This window comes from Rhodococcus daqingensis, assembly GCF_042665615.1.
Lineage (GTDB): Bacteria > Actinomycetota > Actinomycetes > Mycobacteriales > Mycobacteriaceae > Rhodococcus_G > Rhodococcus_G daqingensis.
In genome coordinates this window covers 37,942-51,598 of record NZ_JBHTCS010000024.1, presented here as the reverse complement: position 1 = coordinate 51,598, position 13,657 = coordinate 37,942, and the positions used below count along the sequence as shown (strand labels likewise).

Below are 13,657 nucleotides of genomic sequence, written 5' to 3'. Positions count from 1 at the left end.
TAACACTGTAACGCATGTCCGACACCGCAGCTCCGCAATCAGCCCCCACCCCGCAGTTCCCCGACACCGAGGCACCCACCATGGAGTGGGACGCCTGGGGAGTCGCGGAGTTCCGCAAGCAGCTCTCACCGCAGGTGCTCTCGCTGCTCAGTTCCGCACTCGGCGTCGACGCCGAACAGTCGCCGCCGCCCGAGGAGTCGGCCGCGGTGCTGCGCCCGACCAACCTGACCGAGGGCCACCGCACCGACCTCGACGACCTGATCGGGTCCGAGCACGTGCGCACCGACGACGCGACCAGGCTCCGCCATGCCGGCGGCAAGAGCACACCGGACCTGTTGCGCCGCAAGGACACCGAGCCGCAGGACGCCCCCGATGCGGTGGTCCTGCCCGGCTCGCACGACGAGGTGCTCGCCCTGCTGCGCTACTGCGCGGCCGAGGCGATCGCGGTGGTGCCCTTCGGTGGCGGGACCAGCGTGGTCGGCGGCGTCGACCCCGCGCGGGGCGGGTTCCACGAGGTGATCGCCCTCGATCTCCGCCGTCTGGACGCCCTGCTCGACCTCGACACCGTCTCCGGCATCGCGACCCTGCAGGCAGGCGTCACCGGTCCGCAGGCCGAACAGTTGCTCGGCACGCACGGCTTCTCGCTCGGGCACTTCCCGCAGAGCTTCCAGTTCGCCACGATCGGCGGCTTCGCCGCGACCCGCTCCTCCGGCCAGGCCTCCGCCGGCTACGGCCGCTTCGACGACATGGTCCAGCGGGTCCGGGTCGCGACCCCCACCGGCGACCTCGATCTCGGCAGGGCGCCCGCGTCCGCCGCCGGGCCGGACCTGCGCGAGCTGTTCGTCGGGTCAGAGGGCGCGTTCGGGATCATCACCGAGGTCGCCGTGCGGGTGCACCCGATCCCCGAGACCACCGCCTACCGCGCCTGGTCGTTCCCCGATTTCGCGACCGGCGCCGCCGCCCTGCGCACCGTGATCCAGACCGGCGCAACGCCGACCGTGATGCGGCTGTCCGACGAGGCCGAGACCGGCCTCAACCTGGCACTGGCGGGCGACGTCGGCGGCGAGAGCCCCGCGGCCGGCTGCCTGGCGATCACCACCTTCGAGGGCACCGCGGCGCACGTGGAGTCCCGGCACGCCGAGGCGTGCGCGCTGCTCGCCGCCGCGGGCGGCACCGACCTGGGCGAGCAGCCCGCCAGGTCCTGGGAGCACGGCCGCTACGACGCGCCGTACCTGCGCGATGCGCTGCTCAACGCGGGCGCCATCGTGGAGACCCTGGAGACGGCCACCACGTGGTCGAACCTGTCGAACCTGCGCACGGCCGTCACCACCGCGCTCACCGAATCGCTGACCGCACAGGGCACCCCGGCGCTGGTGATGTGCCACATCTCGCACACCTACCCGACCGGCGCCTCCCTCTACTTCACCGTGGTCTGCGCGCAGACCGCCGACCCGCTGACCCAGTGGGCCGCGGCGAAGAAGGCCGCGGGCGACGCGATCGTCTCCGTGGGCGCCACCATCACCCACCACCACGCCGTCGGGCGCGATCACCGGCCGTGGATGTCGGACGAGGTCGGCGAGCTGGGCGGACGGGTGCTGCAGGCGGTCAAGGACGCCGTTGACCCCACCGGAATCCTCAACCCTGGCAAGCTGATCCCGTGACGAGGTCCGTAACTGTCCTGACCAATCCCGCCGCGGGCAACGGCCACGCCCCGGAGGCCGCCGCGGCCGCGATCACCCGGCTCCGTGAGCTCGGCGTCGAGGTCTCCGAGATCGAGGGAGATTCCGCGGCCGAAGCGCTCGAGCTGGCCCGCAAGGCCGTGGCGGATGGCACCGACGCGCTGATCGCGGCAGGCGGCGACGGGCTGATCAGCATCGCCTGGCAGGCCCTTGCCCAGAGCGGCATCCCGCTCGGCATCATCCCCGGCGGCACCGGCAACGATCACGCCCGGCTGTTCCACATCCCGGTCGACGACCCGGTCGCCGCAGCCGACGTCATCGCCCGCGGCACCACCGAGACGATCGATCTCGGCAGGGTCGGCGACCGCTGGTTCGGCACCGTGCTGTCCAGCGGCTTCGACTCGCTGGTCACCGACCGGGCGAACCGGCTGCGGTGGCCCCGCGGGCCGATGCGCTACAACGTCGCGATGCTCGTCGAGCTGGCGCAGCTGCGTCCGATCCCCTACCGGATCGTGCTCGACGACCAGACGATCGAACTGGACGCGGCGATGGTCACGGTCGGCAACGGCACCTCCTACGGCGGCGGGATGCTGATCACCCCGAACGCGGAGGTCACCGACGGGCTGCTGGACGTCACCGTGGTGGCTGCGGGCAGCCGGTTGCGGCTGGTTCGCCTGTTCCCGACGGTCTACAAGGGCACCCACGTCGACCTGGACGAGGTGCAGACCTTCCGGTCCCGCCGGGTCCGGCTCGAGGCGGCCGGCATCACCGCGTACGCCGACGGCGAGCCCGTCGCCCCGCTGCCGATCGACATCGAGGCGGTGCCGGGCGCCGGATCCGTCATCGTCGGGGCGCCGATCCGCTGACCGGCCGATCATCGGCGTCGGTGATCTCCCGCAGCTTCACCAGCGCGTGGCGCAACTGGGTCATCGTGCGCTCGCCGAGGTGGGCGGTCCATTCGGCCTCCACCTCGGCGAGCACCTCGGCCGCGAATCGTGCTGCCGCAGAGCCCCGTTCACTCACCCTGATCAGTCGGGCCCTGGCATCGGCCGGGTCGACGACCCGGGTGACGTAGCCGGCCTTCACCAACTGATCGACCAGGAAGCCCGCGGTCTGTTTGGTGACCCTGGCCCGTTCGGCGAGATCGGTCAGCCTCGAACCGTCTACGGCGATCCGCTGGAAGACCCTGCTCTGCGCGAGGGTCATGTCGTCGTATCCGGCCGCCCGCACCGCATCGAAGATCCGGGTCTCCAATTCGCGATAGGGCAGATAGAGCAGCAGCCCGATGTTGGGCTCGGCCATCATCAACCCCTTCCATTGGTACGATTCTCTGACTATTATGGTCAGATAACCGTACCAACTCTGGGCTCCCCCGTGGAGCCCGATTCGGGGCGAGATCATGGATCGCGAACAGGCCTGGGCCGCGATCGGTCGACAGCGGCGCGTGCTGGCGGACCTGGCGGCCGACCTCACCGACGACGAGTGGGAGCGCCCCTCGCTGTGCGCCGGCTGGCGGGTGCGCGACGTGGTCGCCCATGTCGCCCTCGGACCCCAGACCACACTCCCCCAGATGATCGCCGACACGGTTCGCGCACGCGGCGAATTCAACCGCCTCGTGCACGACACCGCCGTCCGCAAGGCCGCGGAACCCACCTGGGAACTGGTCACCGAACTCAGGGAGGTCGCGGACTCGCGGCGCCGACCGCCCGGAGTGAGCTACCTCGACTCGCTGGCCGACGTGTTGGTGCACACCCAGGACATCGCGATACCCGTGGGGCGATCGATCGCGATGCCGACCGACGCGGCCGCCGCGGCAGCGCAGCGGGTGTGGAGTTTCGGGTTCCCGCACTGGGCGCGGCGCCGGCTCCGCGGGCTGCGACTCGTCGCGACCGACACCGCCTGGACCCGCGGCGAGGGCATCGAGGTCCGCGGACCGATCGGCGCGTTGCTCCTGCTGCTCACCGGCCGCACCGCGGCCCTGGACGCCCTCAGCGGGGACGGCGCGGCGATCGTCAGAACTGGAACAGCTCGAAGCCGACGGCACGATCCGCCGCGAACCCGTCCTTCGGACCGGTCGCCATCTCGATCTGTTCCCGCGCCTGCTCCGCCACGGGAACATCGCTGAGCGCCTGCAGGTACCGGCTGTGCTCGGCGAGCGACGCGACCGCCGTGTCGACCGTGTCGGTGACATCGACGGCGTGGGTGGCCCCGACCATGACGTTGACCGCGACCCACCGCACGCCCGTCCACCGGGGTTCGGTGAGCTCGGGGAAGATCCACTCGTTGGCCGCGTCCGACACCGCGTCGAGCACGCTCTGCCCGAGCGCCCGATGGTCGGCGCTGTTGAGGAAGCCGGGCCCCCAGGTCTCACGATGATTCATGGTGAGCACGAACTCGGGCCGGTGCCGCCGGATCGCCGCCGCCAGATCGCGTCGCAGCTCCAGCCCCTCCTGGAGCCTGCCGTCCGGGTGACCCAGGAACTCGACCTCGTGCACGCCGACGACGGCCGCCGAGCGGCGCTCCTCCTCCTCGCGAAGCGGCCCGCACTCGGCGGGCGGCAGGGCCGCGATGCCCGCCTCGCCGCTGGTCGCGAGGACATACCGGACGTCCTTGCCCTGGCCGGTCCATCGGGCCACCGCGGCGGCGGCCCCGTACTCGATGTCGTCGGGGTGGGCGACGATCACGACGCCCCGCTTCCAGTCCTCGGGAATCTGCTCCATGCGCCTCAGCATGCCCGGCCCCGGCCGGTACCGCGCGGCGCCGCGCTAGAGCCTGGTGACGTCCTTCGAGTCGCTGTCGGACATCGCCTTGAAGAGCAGGTACAGCCCGAACACCACCGCACCGACGACCAGAACCCAGAACAGCCCCTTGACCAGGGCGCCGACCACGGCCAGCGCGATCCAGACCAGGGCAACGATTCCTACGATCTTCCAGAACACCGGGGTTCTCCGTTCACTCGCTCTGGCCGCCTCCATTGGCGGCCCGATGGCTCCAGCCTGTCAGGCCTCGGCGGCAAAAGAACCAGCTCAGAGGCAAGATCAGGGAAAGATCAGGGTGATCCCTGAGGGCACCGGGGCCGCCGCGGTCCGGGTGAACCACCGCGTGTTCGCGCCGCTGGCATAGGCTCACCGGGTTGTCCCCGAACTCGCAAGGAGCTCGACCGCTCGTGTCTACCCGCACCGCAGGCGCACCACGCACCACCGCCCGTGACCTCGCCCAGATCGCGGTGTTCGCCGCCCTGATCATCGCCCTGGGGCTGCCCGGCACGATCACCATCGGCTCCTCGGGTGTCCCCATCACGCTGCAGACGCTCGGCGTGATGATCGCGGGCGCGTTGCTCGGCGCCCGGAAGGGTGTCCTGGCGGTGCTCACCGTCATCGCGCTCGGCCTGGCGCTGCCCGTGCTGGCCGGCGGCCGGACCTCGCTCACATCCCTCTCCAGCGTCACCGGCGGGTTCCTGATCGGCTGGATCCCGGCCGTCGCGCTGATCGGCTGGCTCACCGTCAAGGCGCTGCCCCGCTACAACGTCGTCATCGGCATCGTCATCAACCTGCTCGGCGGTATCGTGGTGATCTACGCCTTCGGGATCGCGGGCATGATGCTCCGCAGCGACCTCACGTTCTGGCAGGCACTGAGCGCGAACGGCACCTTCGTCCCTGGCGATGTCCTCAAGGCCGTCATCGCCGCGGTCGTCGCCTCCCAGGTACACCGCGCATACCCCGCCCTGCTGACGTCGGTGGCACCGGCCCGCACGCCCGCCGACGCCGCCTAGTCCCGCCGATGCCCGAGATCCGCTTCGAGTCCGTCGCGCACCGCTACGGCGAGCGCGCCGTACTCGCCGACATCGACCTCGTGCTCACCGAGGCGCGGATCGGGATCGTCGGCGCGAACGGCAGCGGCAAGTCCACCCTGGCCCGGATGATCAACGGCCTGGTGACCCCGAGCAGTGGGCGGGTCACCGTCGACGGTCTCGATGCCGCGCGTGAGGGCCGCAAGGTGCGCCGCAAGGTCGGCTTCGTGTTCACCGACCCGGACCACCAGATCGTCATGCCGACGGTCGCGGAGGACATCGCGTTCTCCCTGCGCCGCAGCTCGATTCCCGCGACCGATCGCGACGCCCGGGTCGCGTCGGTGCTCGAGACGTTCGGCCTGGCCGGGCACGCCGAGCACCCGACACATCTGCTCTCCGGCGGCCAGAAGCAGCTGCTGGCCCTCGCCGCGATCATGGTGACCGATCCCGACCTGATCGTCGCGGACGAGCCGACGACGCTCCTCGACCTGCGCAACACCCGGCTGGTGGCGGCCACGTTCGCGGGGCTGCGCCAGCAGGTGATCGCGGTGACCCACCAGCTCGACCTCCTCGGGGATTTCGACCGCGTACTGGTGATCGACTCGGGCCGGGTGGTCGCGGACGGCGCGCCCGGCGAGGCGATCAGCTACTACCGCCGGCTGATCGGTTAACGCTTCTCCTGCACTGAAGGCAGGGGATTTCAAGCTCGGACTGAAACCGAACCACCAACCCGAGGGAGGTGATCAGCTTGTCTTACGTCGTCAACGCGAGTGTGGCCGCGTTCTGCCACAGCCAGAATCACTCTGGCGGCGTTCCGGTCCCTGCTGTCGGTGTAACCGCAGTCGGAGCATCGGAAGGATCGCTACGCGAGTCCGAGTCGCTGCTTGGCTCTCGCGAAGCAACTCGAACACGTCATCGTCGTGTAGGCGGGCTGAACCAACACCACCTTCCGGCCAGCCCGCGTGCCACGCTCGATCAGTTCCCGTTTCGCGGCGCCAATGGCGGCGTCCGCGGCCTTGCGGGCCATCGTCGACTTCGCCAGGAATTTCGGGGTGAAGTCCTCCACCGCAATGATCTGATGGTTGTCAACAACTCGTTTCGCCCACGCCCGCGACTCGTGTTGCGTCTGGCGGGCGGCCTTCTTCAGCAGCTTCGCGGCGCCTCGTCTGGCACGCTGGTAGCCGTTGGACTGCGGGCCGCGCCTCCCGTTGTGGCGTCGCGACATCGTGCGTTGTGCCTTGGCGAGTTCGGCGGTGCAGCGCTTGCGGTGCCCGAGATACGGCAGATCGAACTCGGTGTCGGTGGTTGTGGCCGTGGTGCTCACGCCCCAGTCGACACCGATCCCACCGTCGACCGCGGGTGCGGGCGGGGCGTCGCGGCGGACGACGAACGAGGCATACCAATGCCCGAGCGAATCGCGTGTGATGCGGACGCTGGTCGGGTCGGACGGCAACTCCCGCGACCACACCACCGGCACGCTGATCCCCTTCGGCAGAACCAGCCGGCCGTCACGGATCCTGAACCCGCGCCGCGTGAACTCCAACGACGGAAGGGTCCTCCTGCGTGGTTTGAACGTCGGCCGGCCACACGCCTTGACCGCGAACGAGCGGTCGAGGGTGTGGGCATAGGTCCGCAGCGTCTGCTGCTGCGCGACCTGCGAACCCGCCCGCAGCCACCTGCTGCGGGAGCGTGCGTCGGTGAGGAGTCTGCCAAGTTTCCCAAATGTGGTTTTGCCACCCGACTTCTGCTGGTGGACGGCCTCGTTCCACAGGAACCGACACCGATGCCACTCAGCGAGCAACGCGCACTCAGCCGTTCGGCCCGGCCTGACCCGGTAGGTGTACCGCACCACCTCGTCCATACCCGAAAATCTAGCCAAGGCCACCGACAACTCTCCCCGACACAACCCGCGATAGGAGGACGGCGCATACACTCCCCCGTGTACGCGGGAGTATCCGCGCCGAGAATCGGATGACCACGCTCGGCATCTACCACCCGGGGGCCTCGCCGCTGCACCGTGCGCCCGCGGCGGCCAAGCTCACCGGCCTCGTGGTGGCGCTCATCGTGCTCGCGGCGACGGTTCGGTCGCCGTGGCAGCTGGTCCCGGCCACGGTGCTCGTCGCGGCGGCCTTCGCGGCGGCGCGGATCCCGGCCCGGCTCGCCCTGGCGCAGCTGCGCACGGTGCTCTGGATGCTGGCGTTCGTCGGCGTGTTCCAGGTGATCTTCACGGGGTGGCGCCGCGCCCTGGTGGTGTGCGGGGTGCTGCTGCTGTCGGTGGCGCTCGCCGCCCTGGTCACGCTGACCACCAGGGTGATGGACATGCTGGACGCGGTGGCGCGAATGCTGGCGCCGCTGAGGCGGTTCGGGGTCAACCCCGACCGGGTGGGTTTGGTCCTCGCCATGACGCTCCGGTGCATCCCCCTGCTCAGCGGTCTGGTCGCCGACGTGACGGAGGCGAGAAAGGCCAGGGGCCTGGGCTTCTCGCTACGCGCGCTCGCCGTCCCGGTCGTGGTGGGCGCGCTGCGCACCGCCGACGCGATGGGCGAGGCGCTGGCGGCACGCGGGGTCGACGACTAAGGACGTACCCTCAGCGGTGCCTGCGCCGGATCGCCGCGATCTCCTCGAGCGCCCCGGCCAACCCCTCGAGCCGGTCGGATGCGGCAAGCATCTCGGATCGTTGCCGCTCCAGGGCACCGAGCGAATCGGCCGCGGCCGGCGCGGTCATCCTCGCAACGGAAGCGAGCAGTTCCTCGTACTGCGCCACCCCCGCCGACAGCCGGGCCGCGGTCGCGTCGATGGTGTCCCCGAGCTGCAGCCCGGACGCATTCGACCCCGCCCGCTCCATCGCGACCACATCGTCGGCCACGGCGTGCAGTGCCTCGGCTGCCGACTCCGCGGTCTCGCCGATCTCCTCGATGTCCTCCCCCGCCACCACCGCGGACCGGGTGAGCACCCCGAGCAACTCGTGCAGGCTCGTCTGCGCACCGACCAGCCGGACAACGGGTTCGCGCGCCGCCGAACCCACCGGCGGAAGTCCCCGCCACGACGGCGACCTGACGGGCAGCGGAATCTCGTTGAGCCTCCGATAGGTTCGCCATGCCGCGGCCGCCGGAACCGCGAACAACGCCGCCGCGCCACCGCCCACAATCAGCGACCATTCCGGGGCCGACGCCACGACCAGGCCTGCCGTCCCCACCGCGGAAACACCGGAGACGGTCCCGTACCGCACGCGACGACGGTTCGCCCGGCGCCGCTTGCGCAGCAACTTCTCGCGCGGGTCGGACCATTTCCGCACCGCCGACGCCACCGATCCACCGACGCTGCGGGCCGCCTCGGTGGCCGCGACCATCCCGGAGGCACCGGACGCCGCGACGGCGAAAAAGGAAGCGGCCGACCGGGAATCACTTCCCGATCGGCCGCGCCTCGAACTCGTCATCTCACCCTCATCGCACCGGCGCGACTACTGCGCGGCAGGTCCCGCGGCATCCGGCTTGGCCGCCGGGGTGGCGGGGGCTGCCGGGGTGGCGGGCGCCACCGCCGGGGCCGCCGTGCCGCCGGTGGGCAGCGCGTCGCCCTTCATCGAGGCCCGGATCTGCTCGAGCCGGCTGTGCCCGGCCATCTGGATGCTCGCCTGCTGGACCTCCATCATGCGACCCTGCACCGAGTTCTGGGCCAGCTCGGCCGATCCGAGCGCATCGGCGTAGCGGCGCTCGATCTTGTCGCGGACCTCGTCCAGGTTCGGGGTGTTGCCCGGCGCGGACAGCGTGCTGTCCATGGAGCGGAGCGAATCGCTGACCTTCTCCTGCATCTTGGCCTGCTCGAGCTGGCTGAGCAGCTTGGTTCGCTCGGCGACCTTGGCCTGCAAGGCCATCGCGTTCTGCTCGACGGCCTTCTTGGCCTGGGTGGCGGCCTGCAGCGACTGGTCGTGCAGCGCCTTGAGATCCTCCACGCCCTGCTCGGCGGTGACGAGCTGAGCGGCGAACGCCTCGGCCGCGTTGGTGTACTGGGTGGCCTTCTCGACGTCGCCCGCCGTGGCGGCCTGATCCGCCAGGGTGACGGCCTGGCGCGCATTGGCGTTGAGCTTCTCCACCTCGTCCAGCTGGCGGCTGAGCTTCATCTCCAGCTGGCGCTGGTTGCCGATCACCGACGCGGCCTGCTGGGAGAGTGCCTGGTGCTGACGCTGCGCGTCCTCGATCGCCTGCTGAATCTGAACCTTCGGGTCGGCCTTCTCGTCGATCTTCGCATTGAAGAGCGCCATCAGGTACTTCCATGCCTTGACGAACGGATTAGCCATGGGTTGATCCTGCCTCCATTTGATGCGCCGCGCGTTACGCGACCCGATGCGCGACCGTCACGCACCGGACAAGGGCACTGCCCCTACCTGCTGGTCGGACCCACCAGTCGAGCACTGGTGGTCACAGACGAATCTATCGGTTCGGACGGCTGCTGACATCCCTGCCACGGCCCAACTCGTCGAAAACTTACGCAGCGGCGAGCGCGGTCGCGTTCGGAGCCGGGATGACCATGCGGGTGTCCTCGGCGATCCGGGGCGAACCACCCGTCGCGCCCGCGTCCGCGGGGGCCACTTTCGCGTCCGCCGGGGCACCGCGATCGACGGAACCGTCCGACAGCGACTCGCTGACGTCGTAGAGAACCTCGGACAGGGGCACGTCCAGGGCATCGCAGATGGCCGCCAGCAGTTCGCTGGATGCCTCCTTGCGCCCGCGTTCCACCTCGGAGAGATAGCCGAGACTGACCCGCGCGGTGCCCGAGACCTCACGCAGGGTTCGGCTCTGCGAGACCCTTGCACGCCGCAGACTGTCACCGATTGCTTCACGCAACAGCACCGCCATGTGGCTCCTCCTTCATCTCCGCCCAACAGCTTGTTCAACGTCCAGGGGTCCCGAAATGGTTCCCAGCGGCCGCGGCTCGGGCAGACCGAGCCTATCCCGCCGCGGCGGTGCGCACGCGGACAAGGAGTGCCGACACGGCGGATCGGACCGCACCGCTGCGAATCGCCCAGCGATCGCCGGCGAGTTCGAGCCGGTCCGCGCTCACCCCGTCCGGGCCGGCAATGCCGAGGTACACGGTCCCGACCGGGTGTCCGTCCTGCGAGTCCGGGCCCGCGACCCCGGTCAGCCCGACACCCCAGTCTGCGCCGCACCGTTCGCTCGCGCCCACCGCCAGGGCCCGCGCCGTGCTCGCGGCGACCGGACCGTCCGACCCGAGCACCCGGGGGTCGACGCCGGCGAGGGCCGCCTTGAGATCTGTCGCGTAGACCACCAATCCGCCGCGAAGCACCACGCTCGCGCCCGGAATCCCGGCGATCGTGGCGGAGAGCAGGCCCGCGGTCAGGGACTCTGCGGTGGCGACCGTCTGGCCCCGCGCGGTGAGGGTGGACACCAACTCGGCCGCCTCGGTGCCGTCGGCCAGAGGATCGGTCATCGCCCGGGTTCGTGCGGGTGCACGCCCGCCCTGAGACGGATCGCCTGGATCACGTAGTCCAGGCCGGTCACGACCGTGAGGAATACGGCCAGGCCCATCGCGATCGCGCTCGCCGTCGCCCAACTCTCGGGCAGCGGCAGCAGGTACAGGCCGATGGCCAGGGACTGCACCAGGGTCTTGAGCTTGCCGCCCCGCCCCGCGGGGATCACCCCGTGGCGCAGGACCGCGATCCGCATGAGGGTGATCCCGAGCTCACGGACCGCGATGATCGCGGTGACCCACCAGCTCAGGTCGCCGAGCACCGACAGCCCGACCAGCGCGGCACCGATCAGTGCCTTGTCCGCGATCGGATCGGCGAGCTTGCCGAAGTCGGTGACCAGTCCGTACTTGCGCGCGAGCTGGCCGTCGATCCGGTCGGTGATCGCGGCGACCGCGAAGACGATCGTCGCGACGATCCGCCAGAAGGTCGTATGCCCACCGTCGACGAACAGCGTGACCAGGAAGACCGGGACCAGACCGATGCGGATCACGGTGAGGATGTTGGCGATGTTGACCACGGGCACGTGCTTGTCGTGGGACACCCCGTCCCCGACCTGTGCCACCTCAGGCCCCGCGTCCGGGTACCCGCCGGAGGCCACCTCGTCGTGCGACTGCGCGGTCACCGGGCCGCCACCCGCGCAGCGCGCGACGCCACCCCGTCAGAGGGGTGGTCATCGCGGAGATCGTCGAGTCGGACCGGCACACGGCTAAGAATATCCGTTGCCCCCATGACTACTCTTCACCACATGACCTCTGGGCCCACGACCTCCGATCCGGCGACTCCGACGGTCCGTCGCGCGCGAACGTCCGACGTGCCGGAGATCAAGCGCCTGATCGACATCTATGCGGGCCGGATCCTCCTCGAAAAGAATCTGGTCACCCTCTACGAAGCCGTTCAGGAGTTCTGGATCGTCGAGCTCGATGGTGAGGTAATCGGTTGTGGCGCACTGCATGTCCTGTGGGCAGACCTCGGCGAGGTCCGCACGGTCGCGGTCGACCCCAAGGTCAAGGGCCGCGGCGTCGGACATCTCGTGGTCGCGCAGCTCATCCAGGTCGCGCGTGAGCTCGAACTCGGGCGCGTGTTCGTGCTGACCTTCGAGGTCGACTTCTTCGGCAAGCACGGATTCGTCGAGATCGAGGGCACCCCGGTGACCGCGGAGGTGTACGGCGAGATGTGCCGTTCGTACGACACCGGCGTCGCGGAGTTCCTCGACCTGAGCTACGTGAAGCCGAACACGCTCGGCAACACCCGGATGCTGCTCACCCTCTAGCAATCCGCTCACCCACTCCCGAAAGCGAGCCTCCATGCCCATCATCGCCGTCGAGTACACCTACAGCGAGGCCACCGCCGCCGCCAGGGACGAGGTCCGACCGGATCACCGCGCGTGGCTGTCGGGTCTGGTCGATGACGGCGTCGTCCTGACCACGGGACCCTTTGCGGACGGCAGCGGCGCGCTGATCCTGGTCCAGGCCGAGGCTGCGGCCGCGGCGCGCACCCTCTTCACGAACGACCCGTTCGCGAAGGCCGGCCTCGTCGAGGCTGCGCGGTTCACCGAGTGGACCCCGGTGATGGGCGCCTTCTCCTGATGCGGCTACGCCGCAGTGGTGCGGTCGCGGAGTCCTAGGACTCCGCGACCGCACCGCTGCGGCTTCGCCGCGTCACTTGGTGGCGGTGTTCCGGGTCTTGAGCAGGCTCGCCACCGCCGTGACCACCAGCACGCCGAGGATCACCATCAGCGAGAGCCCCGTGGAGATCTCGGGGACACTGACGTGCTCGCCGCCGTTGATGAACGGCAGGGTGTTCTCGTGCAGCGCGTGCAGGACCAGCTTCACGCCGATGAACGCGAGGATGATCGACAGGCCGTAGGACAGGTACACCAGCCGCTCGAGCAGTCCGCCGATCAGGAAGTACAGCTGTCGCAGACCCATCAGGGCGAAGGCGTTGGCGGTGAAGACGATGTACGGCTCCTTCGTGAGGCCGTAGATCGCGGGGATCGAGTCGAGCGCGAACAGGATGTCGGTGAAACCGATCGCGACCAGGGCGAGGAACAGCGGCGTCACGAGCCGCTTGCCGTCGATCCGGGTGGTCAGCCGGTCACCGTCGAACTCCTCGGTGGTCGGCAGGAACCGCTTCGCGATCGCGATGATCTTGCTCTCGCGTTCCTCCTCGACCTCCGCCTCGTGGCCAGCCTCGCGGATCAGCTTGTACGCGGTGTAGACGAGGAAGAGGCCGAACAGGTAGAAGACCCAGCTGTACGCGTTGATCGCCGCGGCGCCGACCGCGATGAAGGCCCCGCGCATGACCAGCGCCATGACGATGCCGATCAGCAACACCTTCTGTTGGTACTGCCGAGGGATCGCGAACGTCGACATGATGATCACGAAGACGAAGAGGTTGTCGACCGAGAGCGCCTTCTCGGTGATGTACCCGGCGAAGTACTCACCGCCGTAGGTTCCGCCCCAGCCCCAGATCACGATGAAGCCGAAGAGGATCGCGATGCCGATGTACACGGCCGACCAGAAGGCGGATTCGCGGAAGGTGGGCTCGTGTGGTGTCCGCACGTGCGCGAAGAAGTCGAATACGAAGAGTCCGAGGATCACCAAGATGGTGACAGCCCAGATGAGCGGTGAGACGTGCATCAGCCAACGACCTCCGGTTGCCGATAGGTAGGGCACCGGAGGTCTCTCCCGCCGACGTTGCCGT

General features: G+C 69.6%; 18 protein-coding genes. 8 read left to right on the top strand and 10 right to left on the bottom strand.

Annotation, left to right across the window (positions count from 1 at the left end; translation table 11 throughout):
• Window positions 1–80: 80 nt before the first annotated feature.
• Entirely contained in the window at window positions 81–1,661 is a 1,581-nt protein-coding gene (locus tag ACFQS9_RS19440) for an FAD-binding oxidoreductase (RefSeq protein WP_378408270.1), read from the top strand.
• The gene (locus tag ACFQS9_RS19435; protein ID WP_378407672.1) at window positions 1,658–2,545 is read left to right on the top strand and encodes a diacylglycerol kinase; all 888 of its coding nucleotides are present in this window, start codon (window positions 1,658–1,660) and stop codon (window positions 2,543–2,545) included. The genes ACFQS9_RS19440 and ACFQS9_RS19435 overlap by 4 nt, the downstream gene beginning before the upstream one ends.
• On the opposite strand, the gene ACFQS9_RS19430 is transcribed toward ACFQS9_RS19435, so the two are convergent.
• Window positions 2,520–2,984, bottom strand: coding sequence for a MarR family winged helix-turn-helix transcriptional regulator (locus tag ACFQS9_RS19430; RefSeq protein ID WP_378407670.1), 465 nt, complete (start codon window positions 2,982–2,984; stop codon window positions 2,520–2,522). The genes ACFQS9_RS19435 and ACFQS9_RS19430 overlap by 26 nt on opposite strands.
• Before the next feature lie 94 nt (window positions 2,985–3,078).
• On the opposite strand from ACFQS9_RS19430, the gene ACFQS9_RS19425 reads away from it, so the two are divergent.
• Complete coding sequence (locus ACFQS9_RS19425; protein ID WP_378407669.1) at window positions 3,079–3,804, top strand: maleylpyruvate isomerase family mycothiol-dependent enzyme; 726 nt, start codon at window positions 3,079–3,081, stop codon at window positions 3,802–3,804.
• On the opposite strand, the gene ACFQS9_RS19420 is transcribed toward ACFQS9_RS19425, so the two are convergent.
• Together ACFQS9_RS19420 and ACFQS9_RS19415 are read right to left on the bottom strand one after the other, a co-directional pair.
• Window positions 3,692–4,399 carry a PIG-L deacetylase family protein gene (locus ACFQS9_RS19420; protein WP_378407667.1) on the bottom strand — a complete coding sequence of 236 codons (708 nt, stop codon included), beginning with the start codon at window positions 4,397–4,399 and terminating at the stop codon, window positions 3,692–3,694. The two genes, ACFQS9_RS19425 and ACFQS9_RS19420, sit on opposite strands and share 113 nt — an antisense overlap.
• 45 nt (window positions 4,400–4,444) lie before the next feature.
• Window positions 4,445–4,618: a hypothetical protein gene (locus ACFQS9_RS19415; protein ID WP_027499470.1), complete on the bottom strand. Its 174-nt coding sequence runs from the start codon at window positions 4,616–4,618 to the stop codon at window positions 4,445–4,447.
• Window positions 4,619–4,845: 227 nt separating this feature from the next.
• Here ACFQS9_RS19415 and ACFQS9_RS19410 point away from each other — a divergent pair, with 227 nt between their 5' ends.
• A complete protein-coding gene (locus ACFQS9_RS19410; protein WP_378407665.1) occupies window positions 4,846–5,451 on the top strand; it encodes a biotin transporter BioY in 606 nt (201 codons plus the stop codon).
• An 8-nt stretch (window positions 5,452–5,459) separates the two neighbouring features.
• On the top strand, window positions 5,460–6,140 hold the full coding sequence (locus tag ACFQS9_RS19405) for an energy-coupling factor ABC transporter ATP-binding protein (RefSeq protein ID WP_378407664.1): 681 nt from the start codon (window positions 5,460–5,462) through the stop codon (window positions 6,138–6,140).
• Between the two features lie 191 nt (window positions 6,141–6,331).
• On the opposite strand, the gene ACFQS9_RS19400 is transcribed toward ACFQS9_RS19405, so the two are convergent.
• Window positions 6,332–7,330, bottom strand: coding sequence for an RNA-guided endonuclease InsQ/TnpB family protein (locus ACFQS9_RS19400; RefSeq protein ID WP_378407663.1), 999 nt, complete (start codon window positions 7,328–7,330; stop codon window positions 6,332–6,334).
• 110 nt (window positions 7,331–7,440) lie between these two features.
• On the opposite strand from ACFQS9_RS19400, the gene ACFQS9_RS19395 reads away from it, so the two are divergent.
• On the top strand, window positions 7,441–8,046 hold the full coding sequence (locus ACFQS9_RS19395; protein WP_378407662.1) for an energy-coupling factor transporter transmembrane component T family protein: 606 nt from the start codon (window positions 7,441–7,443) through the stop codon (window positions 8,044–8,046).
• A gap of 10 nt (window positions 8,047–8,056) precedes the next feature.
• On the opposite strand, the gene pspM is transcribed toward ACFQS9_RS19395, so the two are convergent.
• The 5 genes from pspM to pgsA form a co-directional block, all read right to left on the bottom strand.
• Window positions 8,057–8,905 (bottom strand): phage shock envelope stress response protein PspM, encoded by an 849-nt coding sequence (gene pspM / locus ACFQS9_RS19390; protein ID WP_378407661.1) that lies wholly within the window; start codon window positions 8,903–8,905, stop codon window positions 8,057–8,059.
• Between the two features lie 24 nt (window positions 8,906–8,929).
• Window positions 8,930–9,763, bottom strand: a complete 834-nt coding sequence (locus ACFQS9_RS19385) for a PspA/IM30 family protein (RefSeq protein WP_378407659.1) — start codon at window positions 9,761–9,763, stop codon at window positions 8,930–8,932.
• A gap of 187 nt (window positions 9,764–9,950) precedes the next feature.
• Window positions 9,951–10,322: a helix-turn-helix domain-containing protein gene (locus ACFQS9_RS19380; protein WP_378407657.1), complete on the bottom strand. Its 372-nt coding sequence runs from the start codon at window positions 10,320–10,322 to the stop codon at window positions 9,951–9,953.
• 91 nt (window positions 10,323–10,413) lie between these two features.
• Window positions 10,414–10,914, bottom strand: coding sequence for a CinA family protein (locus ACFQS9_RS19375; RefSeq protein ID WP_378407655.1), 501 nt, complete (start codon window positions 10,912–10,914; stop codon window positions 10,414–10,416).
• Complete coding sequence (gene pgsA / locus ACFQS9_RS19370) at window positions 10,911–11,576, bottom strand: CDP-diacylglycerol--glycerol-3-phosphate 3-phosphatidyltransferase (protein WP_378407654.1); 666 nt, start codon at window positions 11,574–11,576, stop codon at window positions 10,911–10,913. The genes ACFQS9_RS19375 and pgsA overlap by 4 nt, the downstream gene beginning before the upstream one ends.
• 123 nt (window positions 11,577–11,699) lie before the next feature.
• On the opposite strand from pgsA, the gene ACFQS9_RS19365 reads away from it, so the two are divergent.
• Together ACFQS9_RS19365 and ACFQS9_RS19360 are read left to right on the top strand one after the other, a co-directional pair.
• A complete protein-coding gene (locus ACFQS9_RS19365) occupies window positions 11,700–12,224 on the top strand; it encodes an amino-acid N-acetyltransferase (protein ID WP_378407652.1) in 525 nt (174 codons plus the stop codon).
• 34 nt (window positions 12,225–12,258) lie between these two features.
• Window positions 12,259–12,540 carry a YciI family protein gene (locus tag ACFQS9_RS19360; protein WP_378407650.1) on the top strand — a complete coding sequence of 94 codons (282 nt, stop codon included), beginning with the start codon at window positions 12,259–12,261 and terminating at the stop codon, window positions 12,538–12,540.
• 72 nt (window positions 12,541–12,612) lie between these two features.
• Here the strand turns inward: ACFQS9_RS19360 and ACFQS9_RS19355 are convergent, their stop codons facing one another.
• On the bottom strand, window positions 12,613–13,593 hold the full coding sequence (locus ACFQS9_RS19355) for a TerC family protein (RefSeq protein ID WP_378407648.1): 981 nt from the start codon (window positions 13,591–13,593) through the stop codon (window positions 12,613–12,615).
• Window positions 13,594–13,657 lie beyond the last annotated feature (64 nt).